The organism is Phaeobacter sp. 11ANDIMAR09 (assembly GCF_001294455.1).
Classification (GTDB): domain Bacteria; phylum Pseudomonadota; class Alphaproteobacteria; order Rhodobacterales; family Rhodobacteraceae; genus Pseudophaeobacter.
This window is the reverse complement of record NZ_LIKT01000001.1, coordinates 51,978-72,870: the sequence shown is the minus strand read 5'-3', so window position 1 is coordinate 72,870 and position 20,893 is coordinate 51,978. Positions and strand designations below refer to the sequence as shown.

Genomic DNA, 20,893 nt, shown 5'->3' with positions numbered 1-20,893 from the left:
CATGGGACGCGTGATGCGCGGCACAGCTGACCGTATTCGCCATGCGGTGAGCTTTGAAGTGATTGGCCTTTTGGCGATTACACCGCTTGGCGCCTGGGTTTTTGCCATGGAGATGCATGCCATCGGCGTTGTGGCTTTGGTTGGGGCAACGCTGGCCACACTGTGGAACTATCTGTTCAATCTCGGCTTTGACCGCGCGATGATGCGCTGGGTGGGGCATACCCGAAAATGGCCACTGCTGCGGGTCTTTCATGCTCTCTTGTTCGAGGCTGGATTGTTGGCGGTGCTGTTGCCCTTTATCGCCTGGTACTTGCAAATAGGCCTATGGACCGCCCTGCTGATGGATCTCGGCTTTGCCGGGTTCTACCTCATCTATGCCTTTGTTTTTAACTGGGCCTATGATGCGATCTTTCCGGTGCCGATGGGGGCTCTGGCCGATCAATCTGCTTTGGAATAACGCGCCGCGCTGGCGGCGCTGAAGCTGCTGGCAATCTGGTGCAGGGCGATGGGATCCACCTTGTAGAACACCCAGTTCTTGATCTTCTTTGAGGTCACCAACCCGGCCTGTTCCAGGCTCTTCATGTGACTGGTCACCGTTGGCTGGCTCAGTTTAACCTTGTCGGTGATGAAGCCCACGCAGACACCATCCTCCACCAGGTCGCCGTCCCGTTGCGGCGGAAAATGGGAGGTGGGATCGAGCAGCCAATCCATGATCTGAACCCGATGCGGGTTGGCCAGCGCGCGCAGTGCAATCAGATGGGGCGTGAGGGACTTGTTCATATAGGGAAATCTCTATATAGATTGGCTTCGATATGGATTCGGATTGCGGGAGAGTGCCATGAATGAGGATCAGTTGCTACAGGAAGCCGACAGGCGCGCCCGCAGCTATGTGTCGGGCGCTGACCAGCGCCGGGTTTTTCCCGATACCCGGGAAATTGCAGCGCTTGCGGGTTTTGATGAACCTCTGCCAAAGCGGGGCTTTGCAGCGGCAGAAACCATTGCACTGATGGATGACCTTGGCTCTCCGGCTACCGTGGCCTCGAATGGGCCAAACTATTTTGGATTTGTCATCGGGGCCAGCCTGCCGGTGGCTGCGGCAGCGGAACGCTTGGCGATTGCCTGGGATCAATGTGCCTCGACCGAGGACGGGAGCCCAGCGGCCTATGCCATCGAGAAACAGGCCAGCAAATGGTTGCTGGAGATTCTGGACCTGCCGCGCAGCAGCGCCGTGGCCTTTGGCACCTCGGCCACCGCCTGTGGGCTCAGCTGTCTGGCAGCTGCACGGGCCGCTCTTTTGGCGCGCAAGGGCTGGGATGTGGTGCAGGACGGGCTCTATGGTGCGCCAGAGGTGAAGGTAGTGGTGCCTGCCAGCACCCATGTCACTGTGCGCAAGGCGCTGCAGGTTCTAGGTTTTGGCTGGAACCGGGTGATCAAGGCGCCGGTCGATGACAAGGGCCGCATCCTACCAGAGCAGCTGCCGGAGCTTGATGCCAATACTCTGCTGGTACTACAGGCCGGCGAGGTCAACACTGGTGAGTTTGATGATTTTGCTAACATCATTCCGCGGGCCAAGGCGGCGAGGGCCTGGGTGCATGTGGATGGGGCCTTTGGGCTTTGGGCCCGTGCGGCACCCCTGCTGCGGGATCTGACGACGGGGATTGAAGCGGCTGATAGCTGGACCACGGATGGGCACAAATGGCTTAACACGCCCTATGACGGTGCCATGGCCATCTGCCGCGACCCGCAGGCCCTGGCCCGGGTGATGAACAGTGATGCGGCCTATTCCAGCGCCTCGGCGGATGCGCAAAAGAACCTGACCTTGGAATTTTCCCGCCGAGCGCGAGGCATTCCAATCTGGGCGGCTCTGCGCAGCCTCGGTACGAGTGGCGTGGCCGAGCTGGTGACACGCCATCATACCCAGGCCAAACGGATTGGCGTGGCCCTGCATGAGGCGGGGTTTGAGGTGCTCAACCGGGTGGTGCTTAATCAGGTCCTGGTCCGGGGGGGCGATGATGCCGCGACGCAAGAGATCCTGCGGCGGGTGCAGCAAAGCGGCAGCGCGTGGTTTGGCGGCACCGTTTGGCAAGAGCGCCCGGCTTTTCGCATCAGCCTGTCGTCCTTTCGCACCGAAGAGCGGCATGTGGATCAATTGATTGACCTCTTGGTTCGGATTGGCGCCAAAGGCTAGACGCTGGTAGGGCTTGGCAGGCCTCGCGAAGGGGCAGAGTGATCCTGTTGTCCAGCAAGGGGGGTGCTGCCTGACCGGTTTCTGCCTGAAACGGCCTAGGGGGCATGCCAGGGAGCGACGAGGATCCTCTCGTTTCCCTGGCTGGATCCGCAGCTGCTGTTGGCTTTTGACGCGCAAAATCCTGCAGGGCCACAGCCCGTTGTGTTGGTTCGGATGCGGTGTTGGGCGAAAGAACTTGGCCTGGCTGGAATGTGGCGCGGTTCAAAGTCAGAGGCTGGAAGTCGCCCCGCTCCATGGATCGGTGCAAGAGAATTGAAAAGGTCAAAATGCGTGTCCTCGTGATTGCTGTGCAACCTTTACTAGCGGAGGACACGGTGCAGCCGAAGATATGCAAGAGGCGAAAACCTGGTGCGATAGGGGCGGGAAATATCCAAAGGTTTAGGTCGGTTAACCTCTGGACCTATCCGCCTTAGCCCCTTGCGATCTGTCAGATCTGGCGCGGTCCAATACCGCGTGCCAGCGTTGCCGCTTCCGCCCGGTCCAGACTAGCTAGGGTTTGTTCAAGACTGTCACCCCGGGCTTTGGTCTTTTGCCAGACACGGCGGCAGGACGCGGGCGACCAGGGCAGTTTCGCGCTTTGAATCCACAGTCGCAGATCGCGGGGCAATTGATCATAGGTCTGCATGGGATCTTCGTTGCGTTTGCGGCGTTTCAGGCCGGTTTCACCAAGATTGCCTGTGGACTGGGGGCGGGCAGAGGAGGTCGGCATGGAATCTCATATGTTATAACCTATCATCTCTTTCTATGAGCCGATCCCAGGTGATGCAAGCCGGTCTGTCAAACTGTAACAACAAAAAACGCCCGCTCAGGATTGAGCGGGCGTGGGTCATCCCAAAAGGATGGGTATTCTTAGCGGCGGATGCCCAGACGCTTGATCAGGTCCTGGTAACGGGCCTCATCTTTGCCTTTGGTGTAGTCCAGCAGCTTACGACGCAGAGCAACCATTTTCAAAAGGCCACGACGACCGTGGTTGTCTTTCTTGTGGGTTTTGAAGTGCTCGGTCAGGGTGTTGATGCGCGAGGTGAGGATAGCAACCTGTACTTCGGGCGAACCAGTGTCGCCTTCTTTGGTTGCGAATTCTTTCATCAAGCGTGCTTTTTCTTCAGCTGTGATCGACATCGGGGTCTCCTTTAAAAGGTTAGAGTGATGGCACAGGCCGGGATGTCGTCCAGCACAGGCCCATGGAGTAATCCACCGCGAATCTGTTGAGGAGCCGAGGCAGATGCGGGCGTATAGGCGGTATTGTTAGAAAAGGCAAAGAAGAACTGCATTGGCAGATCAAAGCCCCGATATAGGCCAGCCGCCTAGCCCGTCAGGCACCCGCGCGCCAAACACCTATCCGAGCGATCAACTCGATGAAGTCTGAGCTGGAAGACCAGCTGAGGCATCCATCAGGGCGATGTCCTCGGCGCTTAGCCCCGCGGCCCCAGTGACGCGCAGAACCTCGGTTCCGTTGACGCGTATGATGTGCTGGCCAGGGGTCTCGTCATCGGGTTGGACGGAAATTTCTGGTTCGGACTCGGTATTGGCATTCCAGAACACCACCAGCTGATCTTCGGTGCTGTCAAAATCCATCAATTGCACGGCCTCGCCGCTGGCAGCCAAATCTTCGGCCCAAATCGCATCTGCCCCCGCTCCGGCTGTCACGATATCGCCCCCGCCTGCAACCAGGGTGTCGTCGCCGTCGCCCCCATTCAGATAGTCCTGTTCGCTCCCATCATCGGCGCCCCAGACGAAATCATTTCCCAGCCCACCAAACAGGCTGTCCTGGCCCGCGCCGCCCTGCAGAGTGTCATCGCCGTCATTGCCATGCAGCGCGTCATTGCCGTGCTCACCGTTCAGGGAATCGTTGCCCTGGCCGGCATGTGCCAGATCATCGCCTCCGCCCGCCATCAGGGTATCAGCGCCAAAGTGACCATAGAGACTGTCGTGACCTGCCCCCCCGGCAAGGCTGTCATCGCCGTATTCCCCGTGCAGCAGGTCGTCGCCACTGCCGCCATTCAGGGTGTCGTCGCCGCTGTCGCCGTGCAGGCTGTCATCACCTGCGTCGCCAGCGATGGAATCATTGCCGCCATAGCCATTGAGCTGATCATTCCCTTCTCGTCCGGCGATTTCGTCGCCAAAGTCACCACCGCCCAGGATATCTGCTGTCTCAGTCCCGGTGAGCTGGTCGCCATCAAAGATGACCTGCCCGCCAGTACCGCTGTCGCCCGTTCCGGGGGAGTCGGGGGTTGTCCCCTCATTCGTGTCGATGAAATCACAAAGCTCGAGGCCCTGATCGGTGCCGCTGCTGGTGCTATCAAGGAATTCATCCGCGGGGATGACGGTGGAGGTTTCCGGAGCATTGGGATCCGGGCCATCTCCGGTGGTTTGGGCGTCATCAGCTGGCATATCCTCCCCAAAATCCAACAGGGCGGCGCCACCTATTCCCATGAGACCCAGCAGGCCTGCGATCCACAACATTGCATCTCTCCAAAACCGATCCGGATTGGAGCAGACCCAAACCGTCAATTCGTGATCAGTCTGCCATATTTGGATTAATTGTATCCAAACAAATAGGGAACATCGGTTAACGGGTTTTCCGTGGAAACTTCAACGGGTTGGAAGATTCTCCAAAATCCGGACCCGTAAAAAATACGTTAATCCCAGGGCAGAGGAGGCTGGCTGTAGGCAATATAGAGCGGATGTTTAGGGTGGCCGTGCTTGCTGAGACCCAGGTGGTGCAGCACAGCGCCCTGGCCGCGCAACAGGGTTTCGATGCTGGGGCCTTGGTCGCGGTGAGCGCCATGGGTGCCCCAGGCACAGATCACCATATCGGCCCAATCGACACCGGCCAGGATCGCGGCCTGATTGTCGGGACCTTCCGGATCGGCGGCGCGGCGCATGACCTTGGGATCAGTGGCGCGGAGGGCAAAGATATTGGTGGCCTGAAAGCCACCAAAGCCAAGGGCGCGGGCGCGTCGTTCGCAGCGTTCAATGGTGGGGTCATTCTGCACCTCCGTCGCCTTGGAGGGGTTCAGCATCACAAACATCACCGTCTTCCCGGCCGGATCCCAGACCCGGGTGAGACTGTAGCGAAAGGTTTCGCAGTCGGAATAGACGGCGGTGGAGGGAGCGTCGCCCTTGGTATGGCTGCGAGTGATCATGGCTTGCGTCCTGCCAGTCACGCCGCCAGGACGCAAGCCCGGCGTTTGCGCCCAGGTGAGCCAAACAGGGCTTTAGTCAGGCTGTACAAAGACCCGACTGGGGTGCAATTCACCCGCCTTGTAGATGCCTACGGCGACCGCATTACCATTGATCGAAGCCCAGGCCTCTTCGCCGTACTCCAGAGTGGAGGCCAGCACCATGCCGGGGTTGCCATTGCGCAGGCGCACCGCGCCCTCGGGGGTGCATTTCAGCTCGGGCAGATCCGCCAACCCCTCTTCCAGGGGGCGCAGATGCGTGTCGAGCTCGGGTGTCCGCTCCATGCGCAGCACCTCATCAAGGCTGAGCCCATCCGCTGCATCAAAGGGGCCGGACCAGATACGGCGCAGCACTTTTACATGGCCATGGCAGCCCAAAGCCGCGCCCAGATCACGGGCGATGGAGCGGACATAGCCGCCCTTGCCGCAGGTCATCTCCAGCACCACATGATCGGCATCGGGACGATCCACCAGCACCAGTTCCTCGACCCAAAGGGGGCGGGCGGGGATTTCAAAATCTTCATCGCCATCACGGGCCAGTTTATAGGCGCGTTGTCCGTCGATCTTCACAGCGGAAAACTTGGGCGGGATCTGTTGGATATCGCCAATGAACTGCGACAGTGCCTCTTTGATCTCATCATCCGAGGGACGCGCTTCGCTGGAGGCAATGACCTCTCCTTCGGCGTCATCGGTATTGGTGGCCTGCCCCAGGCGCACGGTAAAGGTATAGGCCTTCAGCGCATCCGTAATATAGGGAACGGTCTTGGTCGCCTCGCCCAGAGCAATGGCCAGAACCCCTGTGGCTTCGGGATCCAGGGTGCCTGCATGGCCAGCTTTCTTGGCTTCCAGCGCCCAGCGTACCTTGTTCACAACAGCGGTCGAGGTCAGCCCGGCGGGTTTGTCCACCACCAGCCAACCAGAAATATCGCGCCCTTTGCGTTTGCGTGCCATGCCCATTCCCCAAATCCAAGTGAGGCGCGCGGCCTAGCGGATCGCCAAGAGGCTGTCAATTTTTATTGACGTGCAGGATCTCCTCTGCTCGACATGTGCACACCTATAGGGGGTTTTTATGAAGTATTTTTCCATCGTTTTACTGGCGGTCGCTTCTCTGATCGCACCTAATTTATTGCAGGCAAAGGAACGTCCCCTGCGCAATTCGGTTTTGCGGAACGTCAAGATCGAGGATCTGTCGCACCGGCAAAGGTATCGCCATGCGATGGTGTCACAGCCGACCCGTCGTGGAGAGCGGGCGCAGCAGTTCGAAATTCGCCATGGTGATTGTGGTCGCAGCTCTGGCTGGGATGACTGCAGTACCGATCGGGGGCGGGTCGAGATGAAAGAGCGCCCCAAGAATGCGTTTTCAAAGCCGGGGCAGGGGGTTTGGTATGGCTATTCGATACTGATACCCAATGATTTTGTCAGCCTGGGGCGGGCGAATACCCTGTTGGGGCAAGTCAAGGCTGAGGGGTGGTCGATGCCGATGTGGCATATCACCTACAACGATTCCCCCTATCTGCAGTGGGCTGATGGGCAGAAATGTCGGATTGGGCCGATGGCCTCGTGGAAGGGGCGTTGGATAGATGTCACCATCTACGCGCATTATGGGCATCAGGGGCAGGCGCGCTATTTTCAGTTGTTCAAAGACGGCAAGCTGATTTGTCAGCGCAAAACACCTTTTATGCCCGCAGAGTTTCGCAACAAGCGGCCCAAACTGGGATTGAAGTACGGGATCTACAATAGTTTTGTCAGCCGCTATCTGGCGCAAAAAGGGCGGACACCGGCCGCGGCAAGAGCCTTTGCGCAGAGCCACGAGGATGGCACTTCCAGAAGCCCTTCGCCAACGCCTTTCGAATACGACTGGGGCGTCGCGCTGCCAACACATGTCATTTATTACGATGAATTCCGTGCAGGCGCCCGGCGCGAAGATGTTGATGTCAAACTGCTCGAGGCGCGCGGCGTGCCGCCAGTCAACTGACCTTGACAGCTGGGGGCTACTCTACCACGCCCACCACCGGGCCCATCATGAAACCCGCGTCACTGCGCCCAATCTGGGGCGCATGCAGCCGCGAGATATTGCCATCAAAATAGAGCGCATTGGGCAGCTTTAGGTGATCGCGGAACAGGCTGCCGAATTGGTGAAAGGTGACCGCATTGCGCGAGATGGCAAAGACCACGCGCGTACCATCGGCGGAGGTGCCGACGCCGTTGCGGATGTAATAGGAGCTGGAGTCAGGCAAAAACCGCGGATGTAGCGCGCCGTCGATTACCAGCATCGGCCCGGATTGCGTCGCCGAGGTGCAGCTGATGCCCGCATCGCGAAAGGCCAGGGTTTCAAAAACATCGGCGCGCCCCTGGCGCAGGCAGAAGACCCCATTGGGCAGCAGACCAAAGTTGCCCGGCCCGGCATTGGGGATCAGCCGCATCTCCTGCTTGCCGTCTTCGATATAGAGCCCCACCGGGGCGCGGTTGGCGTGATACATGCCGGCATTGGTGGCAAAGATCAGGTCTTTGCCCTCGGCCTTGAGTGCATCCTCGATGTTGGAGAAATGACCAAAGACCTGCTCCTTGTCGTCGCGTAAAAACAGCTTGAGCTGGGCCCGCGCCGCATCGACTTCGCAGATCGTGTAGCGGTTGTCCTGGTAGCTGAGGTCAGAGCAGCTGACTGCGCCGGAATCGGACCCAACTGCAGGCAGGGCCCAGAGGGCCGCCAGCAGGATCAGGGTCCGGCGGATCAACTCTCGATATCGCGGCGCACCGCGTCCTGTTCCAGCATCCGTCGGGTGGCATCCATCTGATCATAGGTGAGATCCAGCTGGAAGCGCAGATCGGGGGTGTATTTCATCCCCAGCTTCTTGCCCGCCAGGGTGCGCAGCTCCCATTTGTTGCGGCCCAGAAGCTTCAGCAGATCCTCCTGGCCTTTGCCACCCAGAGGCAGCACATAGGCCGTGGCGATGCGCAGATCGGGGGTGACCCGGACTTCGCCAACAGTGACGGACATACGGTTCAGCTCGGGATCATGCAGATCGCCGCGCGACAGGATTTCGGACAGGGTCCGGCGGATCAGCTCGCCGACGCGCAGCTGCCGTTGGGAGGGGGCACGCCCCTCGGGAGATTTGTTCTTTGCCATACCTTGGATCTAAGCCCAAACCAGCCCTTTGCCAAGTCATGGCCAAGCGGGTAGGAGGAAACCAGCAGAGTTTTTAACGATCCATCCAGCAAGCGGCGAGGACCACAGCAATGAGTGAGACACCAGGCATCGTAATTACGGGGGCCTCTGGCCGCATGGGGCAGATGCTGATCAAGACGGTTCTGGACAGCGACAGGGCGCGACTGGTTGGCGCGGTGGAGCGCGCAGGCCATGCCTGGGTAGGTCAGGATCTTGGCGTCGTCATGGGTGGCGCCGAGATTGGGGTGGTGGTCACCGATGATCCTTTGGAGACTTTTTCTAAAGCGCAGGCGGTTATTGATTTCACCTCTCCCGAAGCCACGCTGGCGTTTTCAAAGCTGGCGGCGCAGGCGCGGGCGGTGCATGTGATTGGCACCACCGGCATGTCGGAGGAACAGATCGCCCAGCTGGAACCTGCGGCGCGTCATGCGGTTCTGATCCGGGCTGGCAATATGAGCCTGGGGGTGAACCTGCTGGTACAGCTGACCAAAAAAGTCGCCGCAGCGCTGGATGAGGATTTTGACATCGAAGTGATCGAAGCCCATCATCACCACAAGGTGGACGCGCCGTCGGGCACGGCCTTGATGCTGGGGGAGGCCGCCGCCGAGGGGCGAGGGGTGAAACTGGCGGAGGTGTCGGATTCTGGCCGCGATGGCATCACGGGGGCACGCAAACGCGGCGATATCGGGTTCAGCGCCATTCGCGGTGGCGATATCGTCGGCGAGCATGACGTGTTGTTTGCTGCGGCTGGCGAGCGCATCGTGCTGCGCCATATGGCGACAGACCGCGCCATCTTCGCCCGCGGCGCGCTAAAGGCTGCGCTTTGGGGGCAGGGCAAGGCGCCCGGCGAATACGACATGCTGGATGTGTTGGGGCTTTGAAGCCCGGAGGCGCCCCGCTGGGGCGCCGCATGTTCTTGGGCGGCAAAGCCGCCTGTGTGCCTCCGGCGGGAATATTTTTGGAAAGATGATGGGCAAGGGGCTTTAGAGAGCCCGTTGCTGCACGCTGCTGTCAGAGATCGGGAGTTTCTCTGAACCCTTCAAAGCCCTTAGTGGTTTCCACAACGGAGGCCTCAAAATGGGCGATCAGCGGCATCACCAGAGGCTCGACCTCCTGCGTCCAGATGGGGCCGTCGTAAAAGGCCTGTTTGACCGCATCGCGGTGCTCCAGGCTTTCAAAAGCACGGATCCAATGCACTTTGTCTGGGTCTTCGAGATCGCGCATTGGCCCAAAAACCAACATGCCGGCCGCTCGTAGGGCGGCGCGGTTCACCTCTTCAAAGAAGTCTATAAAGGCCTCTCGCTGGCCAGGGTGAAGGGTGTAGCGGCGTATTTCCAAAATCATCTCAGGTCCTCAACGCTGAAGGGCTGCAGTCTTACCGGCAGTTGGCGTGACTATATCCTAACAGGGCTTTGGCAGTTTCGCGGGCTCTGTCTTCGGAGGCGACTGTAAACCGGACCTGGGTGGGGAACTCCAAACCGCCAAGTATCAGGGTGTCGCGCGCGGCTGTCTCTGTGTTGAAGATCAGATTGAAACTATAGCCGACAAGTGTTGAATCGGCTTCAACGGCCTGTACAAAGTCAAAGAGCGCAGGGGCGTCCTTGTGGGGTTGAATTGCTGCTGCGGCCTGTCCCGGTTCTGTATCGGGGAGAAGCGCTCTGAGCTGAAAGGTGAGTTTCCCATTTGGCTGCTCCAGGAGGCGGCGCAGATCGGTCTTTGGCCAATGGCCTTCCTGCCCGGATGGGAGAGGGCTGTTCTGCGTCACCCTGCCATCATTGTGGAACATCGTCAGGGTATGGCCCTTTTGGTCTCGCATGCTGGATGGGATATTGGACAAAAGCCTTTGAGCCGATGCAAGCTGCTGATTCGAAATTGGTTTGGGTATTAAGGACAGGATCGCGCGTCCATCGTTGGTCGGTAGGATATTTACGGTGTCTTGGCGGAAGTCGGAGAGTTCGGTGACCAAACGGGATCGACGCAGCCCAGTGCCGTTAGGTTGAACCTGCCGGATTGAAATATCCAATCGGCAGGCCTCCAGTCGAATGTCGACATCTGCGCCTTCGGCGGCCCAGTGGGCATCCCGGAGGGTATCCAGCGCCAGTTCCTGTGGGCTTTTTTGGGTTAAGAGCTAGTAAACAGCGACAGCTGCAAGAAGAACGCAGACCACACCAATAATATTGCCGATTTTCAAAGTAGATATCCTGAAATTTAAGCAACCAACCACGCGTTCACACGCCGAAAAAAGCGCGATGTTCCGCGATCCAAAAGGCGCAAAAGGGTCAGAAGTCGATTGCGATGCCCTTTTTCTCCCAGTCGCCATAGCGGGCCGGATCCAAGCCGTCGCGCCCGCCCAGCTCGGCTGGTGGTTGGGCTTTTGCTTCGGCCTGTTTGCGGCGTTCAGCGGCTTCAGCCAGGGCGCGCTGGGCCGCGGGCGGCAGATTGGGGTCGATGGCGGGTTCTGCCGTTTTGGGGCTTGGGGTCTCGTCGCTCATGGCGGGTTCCTTTATGCTGAGGCCATGATATACGCGCCTTTCTGGTGGGAACAAGTCACCAGGGGTGTCTGCGCTGAGGTGCGCGCGGCGCCGTCTAAGGCAAGGAGAGCAGCAATGTCCGATGGAACTCAGGCCCGCCGTACGGTGATCTATCTTTTGGATCAGGTTCTGGGTGAGGGGCGTCTGCTGGCGGAATGCTATGCGGCGGGGGCCTTGGAACGTCTGACACCTGAGGATCGGGCGCGGACCCAACGTCTGACACTGCAGACCCTGCGCAGCCTGGAACGCGCCGATCGGGTGCTGCAAAAGCACTTGAAGAAATCAACGCCGCTGACGGTGCAAAATGCCCTTCGTTTGGGCACCGTGGAACTGTGTCACGGCGCGGCGGCGCATGGTGTGGTCAATGATATGGTGGCGATCATCTCCAAGCACCGCCGTCATGGGAAACTCAAAGGTCTGGTCAATGCGGTGCTGCGCAAAGTGGCGGAGCAAGGCCCGGCGGAATGGGCAAAGCTGCGGATGCCGCGCCTGCCCAAATGGCTGCGCAAGCCCTTGGCGGATGCCTGGGGTGCCGAGGCCATGCTGAGGATTGAGGCCGCGCACTATGCGGGCGCGCCGCTGGATCTCACCGGCAAACCCGGTGCGGATCTGACGGCTTTGGGGGGGCGTGTGCTGGCGACGGGATCGCATCGTTTGACCGAAGCCGGGCAGGTCTCTGCCCTGGCTGGATATGAGGCGGGTGACTGGTGGGTGCAGGATGCTGCGGCGGCATTGCCGGCGAAGATTCTGCAGGCCAAACAGGGCGAGCGGGTGCTGGATCTTTGTGCCGCGCCAGGTGGCAAGACCATGCAGATGGCTGCCGCTGGTGCCAGTGTGACGGCGGTGGATACCTCAGCCTCCCGGATGGAGCGGTTGCAGGAGAACCTGACCCGGACCGGGTTGGTGGCTGATCTGGTGGTGGGCGATGCCCTGGAGCAGGCCGGCAAATTTGATGGGGTTTTGCTCGATGCCCCCTGTTCGGCAACCGGCACCATTCGCCGTCATCCCGATTTGCCTCATGCCAAGGATGGCAGTGCCTTTGGCGCGTTGATTGATTTGCAGGCGCAGATGTTGGTGCACGCCTGGAGCCTGGTCAAACCCGGCGGGCGTATGGTGTTTTGCACCTGCTCGCTCTTGCCGGACGAAGGCGAGTGCCAGATTGAAGAGGCGTTGGAGATGTTTCCCGATATGACCGTGGATCGATCTGTGCTGGAGACATTGGGAATTGATCCGACCTGGATCACCGAAGAGGGTGGGCTGCGGTTGCGGCCGGACTATTGGCCCGAGCAGGGTGGCATGGACGGGTTTTACATGGCGCTCTTGCGTAAATCTGCCTAGCGCCGCACCTTGAGCCTGCATTCATCGGTGACTTGCCGGGCCAAGGCGGCTATCCTTTTGCCAAAACGCCGGCAATCAACAGCCCCAAAGGCGTGAGGCAGAGAGCATGTCCAGATACGACAGAGTGGCGAGTCGCGGGACTCGCATGATGAATAGGCTTTACGCCTGGCGCGCCCGTAAGCAGCCAGCGGCGACGGGCTTTGTGTCGCAACCCGAACCGCGCACCATTGGCAGCTTTGCCCGTGGCCGCCAGCTGGTGGCCGGCAATCTGCTGTTTGCGGGCTTTCTGGTCGAATCGGAAACCACCGGCCTGTGGGACGTAAATGCCCCAGATGCAGCCTTTGATGCCGAACGGCAGGGCTTTGGCTGGCTCGATGATCTGGCCGCCGTAGGCGATATCAGGGCGCGGGTTAAGGCGCAGAAATGGGTCTGGGGTTGGATTGAAACCCATGGATCAGGGGGTGGACGGGGCTCTGCCTTGGCCTGGTCACCGGATCTGACAGGGCGGCGGGTCATTCGTTGGATCAACCACGCTCTGTTCTTGCTCAGTGGCAAAGATCGCGCCGAGACCGAGGTATTTTATCAATCCCTGTCGCAACAGACCTGGTTCTTGTCTCAACGCTGGCAGGGGGCCTCGCCAGGACTGCCTCGGTTTGAGGCCCTCACAGGATTGATCTATGCCGGGCTGGCCCTGCAGGGGCGCGAAGAGCTTGCGGATCCAGCGATCCGAGCTCTGGCCCTGGAATGCGAAGCCCAGATTGATGCTGGCGGCGGCGTGCCGACGCGCAATCCTGAAGAACTGCTGGAAGTCTTTACCCTGCTGACATGGGCTGCGGCCGCCCTGCACGAGGCCGGTCGCACCGTGCCCGCGGCACAGACTGCGGCGATTGAGCGGATCGCCCCAGCACTGCGTACCCTGCGTCATGCCGACGGCGGATTGGCACGGTTTCATGGCGGCGGACGGGGTTTGGAGGGCTGGTTGGATCATGCCCTTGCGGCCAGCCATGTTGCGGGCGATCACCGTGACGGGTTGGCTATGGGCTATGCGCGCCTGGCGGCGCGTCGTACCTCGGTCGTGATTGATGCCGCCGTGCCGCCCGCCGGGGCCGCATCAAGCAATGGCCATGCTTCCAGCCTGGCCTTTGAGCTGACCTCCGGGCGACGGCCGCTGATTGTCAATTGCGGCTCTGGCGAGACTTTTGGCTTGGAATGGCGCCGTGCTGGGCGGGCAACGCCGTCTCATTCGACCCTATGTCTGGCGGGGCATTCCAGCGCCCGCCTGGCCACGCCGGATCGCACCACGGGGCAAGAACTGCTGGTGGATGGCCCCAAAGCGGTGCAGGTTGCGTTAGATGAACTGGCCGATGGGCATCGCTTTCAGGGCGGCCACGATGGCTACCTGCGGGACTTTGGTCTCACCCATGCGCGTACATTGGAATTGTCGGATGATGGGCGTGGGCTGTCGGGGGAGGACCTATTGGTTGCCATTGAGGACCCTGCCAAGCGGGTCTTTTCCAAGGTTTTGGATCGCTCCGGCACCCAGGGCGTAGAGTTCGAACTGCGCCTGCACCTGCATCCGGAGGTGGATTCGGCGCTGGATCTGGGCGGATCCGCGGTGTCGATGGCGCTGAAGAGCGGCGAGATCTGGGTGTTTCGCCACGATGGAAGCTGCGAATTGAAGCTGGAACCCAGTGTTTATCTGGAAAAAACGCGATTAAAGCCTCGTGCGGCAAAGCAGATCGTTTTATCTGGGCGCGCAATCGAGTATGCGACACGCGTCCGGTGGACGCTCAGCAAGGCGCAGGAGACTGCCATTGCCGTGCGCGACCTGAATCGGGATGACCCCGAGATTTTTGAATGAGCCTCATCTGAGCCTACAAAGGACCGCCCTGCCATGACCGACCTTCACCCCGTACGCCGCGCGCTGCTTTCCGTTTCCGATAAAACCGGCCTGATCGATCTGGGCAAGGCGCTGGCTGCGCGTGGTGTTGAATTGCTGTCGACCGGTGGGTCCGCCAAGGCGCTGCGGGACGCAGGCCTTAGCGTGAAAGACGTCGCGGATGTGACCGGCTTTCCGGAAATGATGGATGGCCGGGTCAAGACCCTGCACCCGATGGTGCATGGTGGTCTGCTGGCGCTGCGCGACAATGACACCCATGTGGCCGCCATGACCGAGCATGGCATTGGCGCCATCGACCTGCTTGTGGTGAACCTCTATCCGTTCGAGGCCGCTCTGGCGCGTGGTGCCGGTTATGATGAGATGATTGAAAACATCGACATTGGCGGTCCGGCAATGATCCGCGCCGCCTCCAAGAACCACCTGTTCGTGAACGTGGTGACCGATGTCGAAGACTATGATGCTCTGCTGGCGGAATTGGACGCCAACGACGGTCAGACCTCCTATGCCTTCCGTCAGCGCCTGTCGCAGATCGCCTACGCGCGCACAGCCGCCTATGATGCGGCCGTGTCGACCTGGATGGCGGGGGCGATCAACGAACCAACGCCACGTCGCCGTGCCTTTGCCGGCGAGTTGAAGCAAACCCTGCGCTATGGTGAAAACAGCCATCAGCAGGCGGCCTTTTATACCGATGGCACGGGCCGTCCCGGTGTGGCCACTGCTGTGCAGCTGCAGGGCAAGGAACTGTCCTACAACAACATCAATGACACCGACGCCGCCTATGAGCTGGTGGCGGAGTTTGATCCGGCAGAGACAGCTGCCGTGGCCATCATCAAGCACGCCAACCCCTGCGGTGTAGCCAAAGGCGCGAGCCTGACCGAGGCCTACCAAAAGGCTTTTGACTGTGACCGCACCTCGGCCTTTGGTGGTATTGTTGCCCTGAACCAGCCGCTGGACGCAGAGACCGCGACCAAGATTGTCGAAATCTTCACCGAGGTGGTGATTGCCCCCGGTGCCTCGGATGAGGCCAAGGCGATTTTTGCTGCCAAAAAGAACCTGCGTCTTTTGCTGACCGATGGCCTGCCTGACACCCGTGCGGCCCAAACCGCCTATAAACAGGTGGGCGGCGGCGTGTTGGTTCAGGACAAAGACGTGGGTTACGTTGGCATGGAGGATCTGAAGGTTGTCACCAAGAAGGCACCTACGGATGAACAGATGCAGGATCTGCTTTTTGCCTGGAAAGTGGCGAAACACGTCAAATCCAATGCCATCGTCTATGTCAAAGGCAATGCGACCGTTGGCGTTGGCGCCGGCCAGATGAGCCGGTTGGACAGTGCCAATGTGGCGGCGTCAAAAGCGCAGCGCATGGCGGATGAGCTGGGTCTGGACGAAAGCCTTGCCAAGGGCTCAGCCGTGGCTTCTGACGCGTTTTTCCCCTTTGCCGATGGTCTGCTGGAAGCGGCGGCTGCTGGGGCGACCTGCGTGATCCAACCCGGTGGCTCGATGCGCGACGAAGAGGTGATCGCGGCGGCCAATGAGCAGGGCATTGCGATGGTCTTTACCGGCATGCGCCACTTCCGCCACTAAGACGAGACACGAGAAAAACATGGCAGCAGCACGTATGATATTCTGGGGCGCCTTTTGGGCCTTCCTCCTGGATCAGGCCAGCAAATACCTGGTCATCCACTGGATGGGCCTGTCGCGTCGTCTCAGCATTGATGTGCTGCCGCCGCTGCTGAATTTTCGCTATGGCGAAAACACAGGCATCAATTTTGGCCTCTTTGGCGACGGGGCAGACAGCGCCCGGTGGATCCTTATTGGCCTGTCGCTGGCGATCTGTCTGACGCTGGTCCTGTGGATCGGGCGGGGGCGTGACAAGGGCGCTTTGATGCAGCTCTCGGCAGGCCTGGTCATTGGCGGCGCTCTTGGCAATGTGGCGGATCGGCTGCTCTATGGCTATGTGCTCGACTTTCTCAATATGTCCTGTTGTGGGCTGAACAATCCTTATGTCTTTAATCTGGCGGATGTGTTTATTTTTGCCGGAGCGGCGGGTTTGATCCTGTTTGAAGGGCGCATCAAAAAGCCTGCGTGACCTCCTTTGGGAAATAGGCTAAAACCGCGTTGAAACTGACGGGAGTATTGGGGAAATGCGGATTCCTCTGGCGATAATCGGTCTGATCTGTGCTGTGGCTGTGTCTGGCTGCGGCAAAAAGGAGCTGCGCGATATTCGCAGTACCGGCACCGGACCGGATGAGTTTCTTGTGCTGCCTCCCAAGCCATTGAGCGCGCCGGACAGCTACGCGGATCTGCCGGTGCCAACACCGGGTGGTCAGAACCGCACCGATGTCAATCCGCAGGCCGAGGCCGTCGCTGCCCTGGGGGGCAGGCCAGATGCATTGCTGCCCGCCGGATCTGTTCCAGCCAGTGATGCCGGCTTGGTCACCGCCTCCAGCCGGTATGGTGTCTCGCCGGACGTGCGCCAGGTCTTGGCTGCTGAAGATGCGGCTTTCTTGAAACGCAGACGCCGTGGCGGGCGCATCAAAATCGCCCCAGTTGACCGCTACGAGCAGATCTATTCCAGACAAACACTAGATCCCTTTGCCGCTAATGAGGCCTTCCGCCGGGCCGGGGTCGCTACGCCTTCCGCGCCGCCTGCAAGCGGAGAGTAACTCTACGGTGAAATCAGGATGACGGGGCTGCTTTGGCAGCCCTGTTTTGCTTTGACCCGCTTCATCTGTTGTTGAGCGAGCTCTTGTTACTCTGTGTCAAAACGCGGCGCAGTGAGGCCTTCACTTTTCACGTTTACGATAGTGTTGCTTGCGCCCAGATATCAGGGGCGTAGGTTGAACACAAAGCAGCAGTGACCCAAATAGAGGCCCAGGCCCAACGGGCCGAGACGTCAACAATGAGGAGACACCCCAATGTTCGCAAGGATTGCTTTGGCGGCAACCATGCTGAGCCTCAGCCTGTCAGGCGCTGTGGCCAAGTCCCAGGACGGTGCTTCGGGGTCGGATGACCTGGTGACCAGTTTCTCTCTGGAGAATGGCATGGAGGTTGTTGTTGTCGAGGATCACCGGGTGCCGGTGGTGCAGCATATGGTCTGGTATCGCGCGGGGTCTGCGGATGAACCCGTCGGCCAGTCCGGTGTGGCGCATTTCCTGGAACATCTGTTGTTCAAGGGCACTGATACCCTCGCCCCTGGTGAGCTCTCTGCCACCGTGGCGGCCAATGGGGGGCGCGATAACGCCTTTACCAGCTATGATTACACCGCCTATTATCAGCGGGTTGCCTCGGATCGGCTGGAACTGATGATGCGGATGGAGAGCGACCGAATGGTCAATCTGCGCCTTTCCGAAGGGGATATCCTCACTGAGCGCGAAGTGATCCTGGAAGAACGCAACCAGCGCACCGACAACAATCCCCGGGCCCTGTTTGGAGAACAGTTGAACGCGGCGCAGTATCTCAACCATCGCTATGGCCAGCCTGTGATTGGCTGGCGGCATGAAATGGAAGAGCTGGATATGGCAGATGCCCTATCCTTTTACAGCACCTATTACGCGCCCAATAACGCAATTCTGGTGGTTTCAGGGGATGTGAACCCGGAAGAGGTGAAAGCCCTGGCCGAGAGATATTATGGTGTCATTCCGGCCAACCCAGACCTGCCGACAGAGCGTGCGCGCAGCAAGGAGCCGCCCCAAAACGCTGAACGGCGGCTGATCTTTCGCGATCCCCGCGTGGCCCAGCCCTATGTTCAGCGTTCCTATCTTGCAACCGAGCGCAATACCGGTGCCCAAGAAGAGGCGGCAGCGCTGTATCTGTTGTCAGAGCTTCTGGGCGGTGGATCGACCTCTTACCTCTCCAATGCGCTGCAGTTTGATCAGCAGGTGGCGGTTTATACGGGGGCCTTTTATTCCGGGGTTTCACTGGACAAGACCAGCTTTGATTTCCTGATCGTGCCCGCCCAGGGCGTCACGTTGGAAGAGGCCGAAGCGGCGCTGGACGCCACCTTGGTCGCGTTTCTGGAGGCAGGGGTGGACCCCGAACAGCTGGATCGGATCAAACTGCAACTGCGCGCTTCTGAAGTCTATGCCCGTGACAATGTGGACGGGATTGCCAATCGTTACGGCCGGGCGCTGACCTCGGGGTTGACGGTTCAGGACGTACAGGACTGGCCACAGATCCTGCAATCGGTCACTGCAGATGAAATCATTGCTGCCGCGCAGGGTTTGCTGCGCCCCGAAGCCTCGGTCACGGGGTGGATGATGCGGCAGGAGGAGGGCAAATGATGCGTCTTTCAGCTTTTACCGCCACCGTTATTGCCTGGATTTCCCTGCTTGCTCTTCCCGCGCAGGCCGAAATCAAAATCAACGAAGTGACATCCCCGGGCGGCATCAGTGCCTGGCTGGTGGAGGATCATTCGATCCCCTTTACCGCGCTCGAGTTGCGCTTTCGCGGTGGCACCTCGCTGGATGCGCCGGGAAAACGGGGTGCGACCTATCTGATGGCCGGATTGCTGGAGGAGGGTTCGGGCGAGATGCAGGCGCAGGACTATGCCCGCGCGGTTGAGAACCTGGCCGCCAGCTTTGGCTATGACACTGATCGCGACAGCCTGTCGATTTCCGCCCGCTTCCTCAGCGAAAACCGCGACGAGGCCGTGGCGCTGCTGCGTCAGACCCTGCATGAGCCGCGCTTTGATCAGGATGCGCTGGACCGGGTACGGGCGCAGGTATTGGCAGGGCTGCGTTCGGATCTGAAAGATCCCAACAAAATCGCCTCTCAGGCCTTTGCCGCCATGGCCTATGGCGATCATCCCTATGGCAGCTCTGGCAAAGGCACCATCGACAGCGTGTCTGAGCTGTCGCGTCAGGATATCTTTGCCGCACATGAGGCGATTTTGGCCCGCGACAGGCTCTATGTCAGCGCTGTTGGGGATATAACGCCTGCGGAACTGGGCGCGCTTCTGGATGATTTGTTGGGCGATTTGGCCGCGACAGGCGCACCGCTGCCGGGTCCGGCTGATGTCGCCATTCCCGGTGGGGTCAGCATTGTGGATTATGACACGCCGCAATCGGTGGCGCTGTTTGGCCATGCGGGTATCACTCGTGATGATGACCGGTTCTTTGCGGCCTATATCATGAACCAGATCCTGGGTGGTGGCTCTTTTGACAGCCGCCTGATGACAGAGGTGCGCGAAAAGCGCGGGCTCACCTATGGGGTCTATTCCTATCTCGTGCCTCAGGATCTGGCAGCGGTCTATATGGGGCAGTTGGGGTCCGCAAACTCCAAGATGGCAGAGGCCGTCTCGGTGATCCAAGGCGAATGGCAGCGTCTGGCCACGGAGGGCGTGACTGAGAAAGAGCTTATGGATGCCAAGACCTATCTGACTGGCGCCTATCCGCTGCGCTTTGATGGCAATGGCCGCATTGCCTCGATCCTGGTGGGGATGCAGATGGATGATCTGCCGATTGACTATGTTCAGACCCGCAACGACAAGGTCAACGCGGTCACTCTGGAGGAGATCAACCGGGTCGCCAGCGAGATCCTGCTGCCAGAGAAGCTGCATTTCACTGTGGTGGGGCGCCCCGAAGGGCTGATCGCCAACCAGTGACAGGCGCGTCTGAGGCAATAAAAAGCAGCCCCGCCAGTTGATGGGGCTGCATGATCTTCTGCGAGGGGCTGGCGATCAGCTCTTTTTTGCGGTCGAGGCCTGGCGCAGCATATGCCCCATCATTTCGCCAATCCCGCCTGAACCACGCTGATAGAGCGCGCCATCCACGGCCAGAACCGTACCGCTGATATAGCTGGCCATATCCGAGGCCAGGAACAGGCAGGCATTGGCCACATCATCACATTCCCCCAGGCGTCCCAGCGGGATGCTGCGGGTCAGCCCCTTGAGCACTTCGGGGCTGGGGGCCAGGCGTCGGGCGCCTTCGGTGCCGTCGATAAAGCCGGGCACGACTGAGTTGATGCGGATGCCCTCAAGGCCCCATTCCATGCTGAGCGTACGGGTGATCTGATCCACGCCCGCCTTGGCGGCGCAGACATGGGACTGGCCTTCATAGGGCAGATAGGACTGTGGCGCCGAAATGCTGATGATGCTGGCACCGGGACGGGTCAGATAGGGATAAGCCGCCTTCATCACATGCACGGTGCCCATCAGGTCGATATCGACCACGGTCTTGAAGGCGTTGATCGACATATCCGCTGCCAGTGCCGGAAAGTTGCCTGCGGCTCCCGACACCAGGATGTCGAGATCGCCAAAGGCCTGGTGGATCTGCTCAAATCCCGCCGCAACCGCATCCGGATCACGCACGTCAAAGGCGATTCCCATGGCCTCGGCTGCGCCAAGATCATTTAGAGCGGCAACCGTGTCATCCACCTTGTCCTGCGAGCGCGAGGCCACAGCCACCCGTGCGCCTGCGGCGGCAAAACGTTCGGCGATCCCGCGGTTGATGCCGCTGGTGCCGCCAATGACGGCCACCGTTTTGTTGTTAAAATCAAATCCGGTGGCCATCATATTCTCCCTTTTGG

General features: G+C 59.9%; 24 protein-coding genes. 11 read left to right on the top strand and 13 right to left on the bottom strand.

Translation table 11 applies throughout. From position 1 onward, the window contains the following. The first annotated feature begins 13 nt into the window (after positions 1-13). The gene (locus AN476_RS00360) at positions 14-457 is read left to right on the top strand and encodes a PACE efflux transporter (RefSeq protein ID WP_054458425.1); all 444 of its coding nucleotides are present in this window, start codon (positions 14-16) and stop codon (positions 455-457) included. Here the strand turns inward: AN476_RS00360 and AN476_RS00355 are convergent. Then, positions 439-780: a helix-turn-helix transcriptional regulator gene (locus AN476_RS00355; protein WP_054458423.1), complete on the bottom strand. Its 342-nt coding sequence runs from the start codon at positions 778-780 to the stop codon at positions 439-441. The two genes, AN476_RS00360 and AN476_RS00355, sit on opposite strands and share 19 nt — an antisense overlap. Positions 781-838: 58 nt before the next feature. Here AN476_RS00355 and AN476_RS00350 point away from each other — a divergent pair, with 58 nt between their 5' ends. Further along, positions 839-2,188: a pyridoxal-dependent decarboxylase gene (locus tag AN476_RS00350; RefSeq protein ID WP_054458421.1), complete on the top strand. Its 1,350-nt coding sequence runs from the start codon at positions 839-841 to the stop codon at positions 2,186-2,188. Positions 2,189-2,675: 487 nt separating this feature from the next. Here the strand turns inward: AN476_RS00350 and AN476_RS00340 are convergent, their stop codons facing one another. The 6 genes from AN476_RS00340 to truB all read right to left on the bottom strand — a co-directional run bounded on the left by AN476_RS00340 (position 2,676) and on the right by truB (position 6,381). Then, positions 2,676-2,957, bottom strand: coding sequence for a DUF6525 family protein (locus AN476_RS00340; protein WP_054458416.1), 282 nt, complete (start codon positions 2,955-2,957; stop codon positions 2,676-2,678). Positions 2,958-3,097: 140 nt separating this feature from the next. After that, positions 3,098-3,367: a 30S ribosomal protein S15 gene (gene rpsO, locus AN476_RS00335; protein WP_027241964.1), complete on the bottom strand. Its 270-nt coding sequence runs from the start codon at positions 3,365-3,367 to the stop codon at positions 3,098-3,100. Positions 3,368-3,378: 11 nt separating this feature from the next. Continuing rightward, positions 3,379-3,519 (bottom strand): hypothetical protein, encoded by a 141-nt coding sequence (locus AN476_RS22755; RefSeq protein ID WP_157063652.1) that lies wholly within the window; start codon positions 3,517-3,519, stop codon positions 3,379-3,381. A gap of 76 nt (positions 3,520-3,595) precedes the next feature. After that, positions 3,596-4,711, bottom strand: coding sequence for a calcium-binding protein (locus tag AN476_RS00330; protein ID WP_054458414.1), 1,116 nt, complete (start codon positions 4,709-4,711; stop codon positions 3,596-3,598). A gap of 176 nt (positions 4,712-4,887) precedes the next feature. Continuing rightward, positions 4,888-5,394: a DUF1643 domain-containing protein gene (locus tag AN476_RS00325; RefSeq protein ID WP_054458412.1), complete on the bottom strand. Its 507-nt coding sequence runs from the start codon at positions 5,392-5,394 to the stop codon at positions 4,888-4,890. 72 nt (positions 5,395-5,466) lie between these two features. Then, positions 5,467-6,381, bottom strand: a complete 915-nt coding sequence (gene truB / locus AN476_RS00320; RefSeq protein ID WP_054458410.1) for a tRNA pseudouridine(55) synthase TruB — start codon at positions 6,379-6,381, stop codon at positions 5,467-5,469. A gap of 118 nt (positions 6,382-6,499) precedes the next feature. Here truB and AN476_RS00315 point away from each other — a divergent pair, with 118 nt between their 5' ends. Further along, the gene (locus AN476_RS00315) at positions 6,500-7,405 is read left to right on the top strand and encodes a heparin lyase I family protein (protein ID WP_054458408.1); all 906 of its coding nucleotides are present in this window, start codon (positions 6,500-6,502) and stop codon (positions 7,403-7,405) included. Between the two features lie 16 nt (positions 7,406-7,421). Here AN476_RS00315 and AN476_RS00310 read toward each other — a convergent pair whose 3' ends face one another. Then, positions 7,422-8,165 (bottom strand): phosphodiester glycosidase family protein, encoded by a 744-nt coding sequence (locus tag AN476_RS00310; protein ID WP_371257246.1) that lies wholly within the window; start codon positions 8,163-8,165, stop codon positions 7,422-7,424. After that, entirely contained in the window at positions 8,162-8,557 is a 396-nt protein-coding gene (rbfA, locus tag AN476_RS00305) for a 30S ribosome-binding factor RbfA (RefSeq protein ID WP_054458406.1), read from the bottom strand. Before rbfA ends, AN476_RS00310 begins: the two co-directional genes overlap by 4 nt. Positions 8,558-8,667: 110 nt before the next feature. On the opposite strand from rbfA, the gene dapB reads away from it, so the two are divergent. Beyond that, the gene (dapB, locus tag AN476_RS00300) at positions 8,668-9,477 is read left to right on the top strand and encodes a 4-hydroxy-tetrahydrodipicolinate reductase (RefSeq protein ID WP_054458404.1); all 810 of its coding nucleotides are present in this window, start codon (positions 8,668-8,670) and stop codon (positions 9,475-9,477) included. Between the two features lie 130 nt (positions 9,478-9,607). On the opposite strand, the gene AN476_RS00295 is transcribed toward dapB, so the two are convergent. From AN476_RS00295 to AN476_RS00285, 3 genes are all read right to left on the bottom strand, one after another. Continuing rightward, complete coding sequence (locus AN476_RS00295) at positions 9,608-9,940, bottom strand: putative quinol monooxygenase (RefSeq protein ID WP_054458402.1); 333 nt, start codon at positions 9,938-9,940, stop codon at positions 9,608-9,610. A gap of 31 nt (positions 9,941-9,971) precedes the next feature. Beyond that, on the bottom strand, positions 9,972-10,619 hold the full coding sequence (locus AN476_RS00290) for a hypothetical protein (protein WP_054458400.1): 648 nt from the start codon (positions 10,617-10,619) through the stop codon (positions 9,972-9,974). Positions 10,620-10,875: 256 nt separating this feature from the next. After that, the gene (locus tag AN476_RS00285; RefSeq protein WP_054458398.1) at positions 10,876-11,088 is read right to left on the bottom strand and encodes a DUF1674 domain-containing protein; all 213 of its coding nucleotides are present in this window, start codon (positions 11,086-11,088) and stop codon (positions 10,876-10,878) included. A 114-nt stretch (positions 11,089-11,202) separates the two neighbouring features. On the opposite strand from AN476_RS00285, the gene AN476_RS00280 reads away from it, so the two are divergent. The 7 genes from AN476_RS00280 (at position 11,203) to AN476_RS00250 (ending at position 19,970) form a co-directional block, all read left to right on the top strand. Further along, positions 11,203-12,465 carry an RsmB/NOP family class I SAM-dependent RNA methyltransferase gene (locus AN476_RS00280; RefSeq protein WP_054458396.1) on the top strand — a complete coding sequence of 421 codons (1,263 nt, stop codon included), beginning with the start codon at positions 11,203-11,205 and terminating at the stop codon, positions 12,463-12,465. 106 nt (positions 12,466-12,571) lie between these two features. Continuing rightward, positions 12,572-14,326, top strand: coding sequence for a heparinase II/III family protein (locus tag AN476_RS00275; protein ID WP_054458394.1), 1,755 nt, complete (start codon positions 12,572-12,574; stop codon positions 14,324-14,326). Positions 14,327-14,359: 33 nt separating this feature from the next. Continuing rightward, a complete protein-coding gene (gene purH / locus AN476_RS00270) occupies positions 14,360-15,949 on the top strand; it encodes a bifunctional phosphoribosylaminoimidazolecarboxamide formyltransferase/IMP cyclohydrolase (protein WP_054458393.1) in 1,590 nt (529 codons plus the stop codon). Between the two features lie 19 nt (positions 15,950-15,968). Further along, the gene (gene lspA, locus AN476_RS00265; RefSeq protein WP_054458391.1) at positions 15,969-16,454 is read left to right on the top strand and encodes a signal peptidase II; all 486 of its coding nucleotides are present in this window, start codon (positions 15,969-15,971) and stop codon (positions 16,452-16,454) included. 55 nt (positions 16,455-16,509) lie between these two features. Continuing rightward, positions 16,510-17,031, top strand: a complete 522-nt coding sequence (locus AN476_RS00260) for a DUF3035 domain-containing protein (RefSeq protein WP_054458389.1) — start codon at positions 16,510-16,512, stop codon at positions 17,029-17,031. A 252-nt stretch (positions 17,032-17,283) separates the two neighbouring features. Then, positions 17,284-18,648 (top strand): pitrilysin family protein, encoded by a 1,365-nt coding sequence (locus tag AN476_RS00255; protein ID WP_054458388.1) that lies wholly within the window; start codon positions 17,284-17,286, stop codon positions 18,646-18,648. After that, on the top strand, positions 18,648-19,970 hold the full coding sequence (locus tag AN476_RS00250) for a pitrilysin family protein (RefSeq protein ID WP_253279813.1): 1,323 nt from the start codon (positions 18,648-18,650) through the stop codon (positions 19,968-19,970). The genes AN476_RS00255 and AN476_RS00250 overlap by 1 nt, the downstream gene beginning before the upstream one ends. Before the next feature lie 75 nt (positions 19,971-20,045). Here AN476_RS00250 and AN476_RS00245 read toward each other — a convergent pair whose 3' ends face one another. Beyond that, positions 20,046-20,876 (bottom strand): SDR family oxidoreductase, encoded by an 831-nt coding sequence (locus tag AN476_RS00245; RefSeq protein ID WP_054458383.1) that lies wholly within the window; start codon positions 20,874-20,876, stop codon positions 20,046-20,048. Positions 20,877-20,893 lie beyond the last annotated feature (17 nt).

What these genes read in the sequence shown, in the direction of transcription:
- AN476_RS00325 (WP_054458412.1), bottom strand. Translation starts at nt 5,394, where the DNA reads ATGATCACTCGCAGCCATACCAAGGGCGACGCTCCCTCCACCGCCGTC.
- truB (WP_054458410.1), bottom strand. Translation starts at nt 6,381, where the DNA reads ATGGCACGCAAACGCAAAGGGCGCGATATTTCTGGTTGGCTGGTGGTG.
- AN476_RS00315 (WP_054458408.1), top strand. Translation starts at nt 6,500, where the DNA reads ATGAAGTATTTTTCCATCGTTTTACTGGCGGTCGCTTCTCTGATCGCA.
- AN476_RS00350 (WP_054458421.1), top strand. Translation starts at nt 839, where the DNA reads ATGAATGAGGATCAGTTGCTACAGGAAGCCGACAGGCGCGCCCGCAGC.
- rpsO (WP_027241964.1), bottom strand. Translation starts at nt 3,367, where the DNA reads ATGTCGATCACAGCTGAAGAAAAAGCACGCTTGATGAAAGAATTCGCA.
- AN476_RS00260 (WP_054458389.1), top strand. Translation starts at nt 16,510, where the DNA reads ATGCGGATTCCTCTGGCGATAATCGGTCTGATCTGTGCTGTGGCTGTG.
- dapB (WP_054458404.1), top strand. Translation starts at nt 8,668, where the DNA reads ATGAGTGAGACACCAGGCATCGTAATTACGGGGGCCTCTGGCCGCATG.
- AN476_RS00355 (WP_054458423.1), bottom strand. Translation starts at nt 780, where the DNA reads ATGAACAAGTCCCTCACGCCCCATCTGATTGCACTGCGCGCGCTGGCC.
- lspA (WP_054458391.1), top strand. Translation starts at nt 15,969, where the DNA reads ATGGCAGCAGCACGTATGATATTCTGGGGCGCCTTTTGGGCCTTCCTC.
- purH (WP_054458393.1), top strand. Translation starts at nt 14,360, where the DNA reads ATGACCGACCTTCACCCCGTACGCCGCGCGCTGCTTTCCGTTTCCGAT.
- AN476_RS00280 (WP_054458396.1), top strand. Translation starts at nt 11,203, where the DNA reads ATGTCCGATGGAACTCAGGCCCGCCGTACGGTGATCTATCTTTTGGAT.
- AN476_RS00285 (WP_054458398.1), bottom strand. Translation starts at nt 11,088, where the DNA reads ATGAGCGACGAGACCCCAAGCCCCAAAACGGCAGAACCCGCCATCGAC.
- AN476_RS22755 (WP_157063652.1), bottom strand. Translation starts at nt 3,519, where the DNA reads ATGCAGTTCTTCTTTGCCTTTTCTAACAATACCGCCTATACGCCCGCA.
- rbfA (WP_054458406.1), bottom strand. Translation starts at nt 8,557, where the DNA reads ATGGCAAAGAACAAATCTCCCGAGGGGCGTGCCCCCTCCCAACGGCAG.
- AN476_RS00340 (WP_054458416.1), bottom strand. Translation starts at nt 2,957, where the DNA reads ATGCCGACCTCCTCTGCCCGCCCCCAGTCCACAGGCAATCTTGGTGAA.
- AN476_RS00255 (WP_054458388.1), top strand. Translation starts at nt 17,284, where the DNA reads ATGTTCGCAAGGATTGCTTTGGCGGCAACCATGCTGAGCCTCAGCCTG.
- AN476_RS00250 (WP_253279813.1), top strand. Translation starts at nt 18,648, where the DNA reads ATGCGTCTTTCAGCTTTTACCGCCACCGTTATTGCCTGGATTTCCCTG.
- AN476_RS00245 (WP_054458383.1), bottom strand. Translation starts at nt 20,876, where the DNA reads ATGGCCACCGGATTTGATTTTAACAACAAAACGGTGGCCGTCATTGGC.
- AN476_RS00295 (WP_054458402.1), bottom strand. Translation starts at nt 9,940, where the DNA reads ATGATTTTGGAAATACGCCGCTACACCCTTCACCCTGGCCAGCGAGAG.
- AN476_RS00360 (WP_054458425.1), top strand. Translation starts at nt 14, where the DNA reads ATGCGCGGCACAGCTGACCGTATTCGCCATGCGGTGAGCTTTGAAGTG.
- AN476_RS00275 (WP_054458394.1), top strand. Translation starts at nt 12,572, where the DNA reads ATGTCCAGATACGACAGAGTGGCGAGTCGCGGGACTCGCATGATGAAT.
- AN476_RS00330 (WP_054458414.1), bottom strand. Translation starts at nt 4,711, where the DNA reads ATGTTGTGGATCGCAGGCCTGCTGGGTCTCATGGGAATAGGTGGCGCC.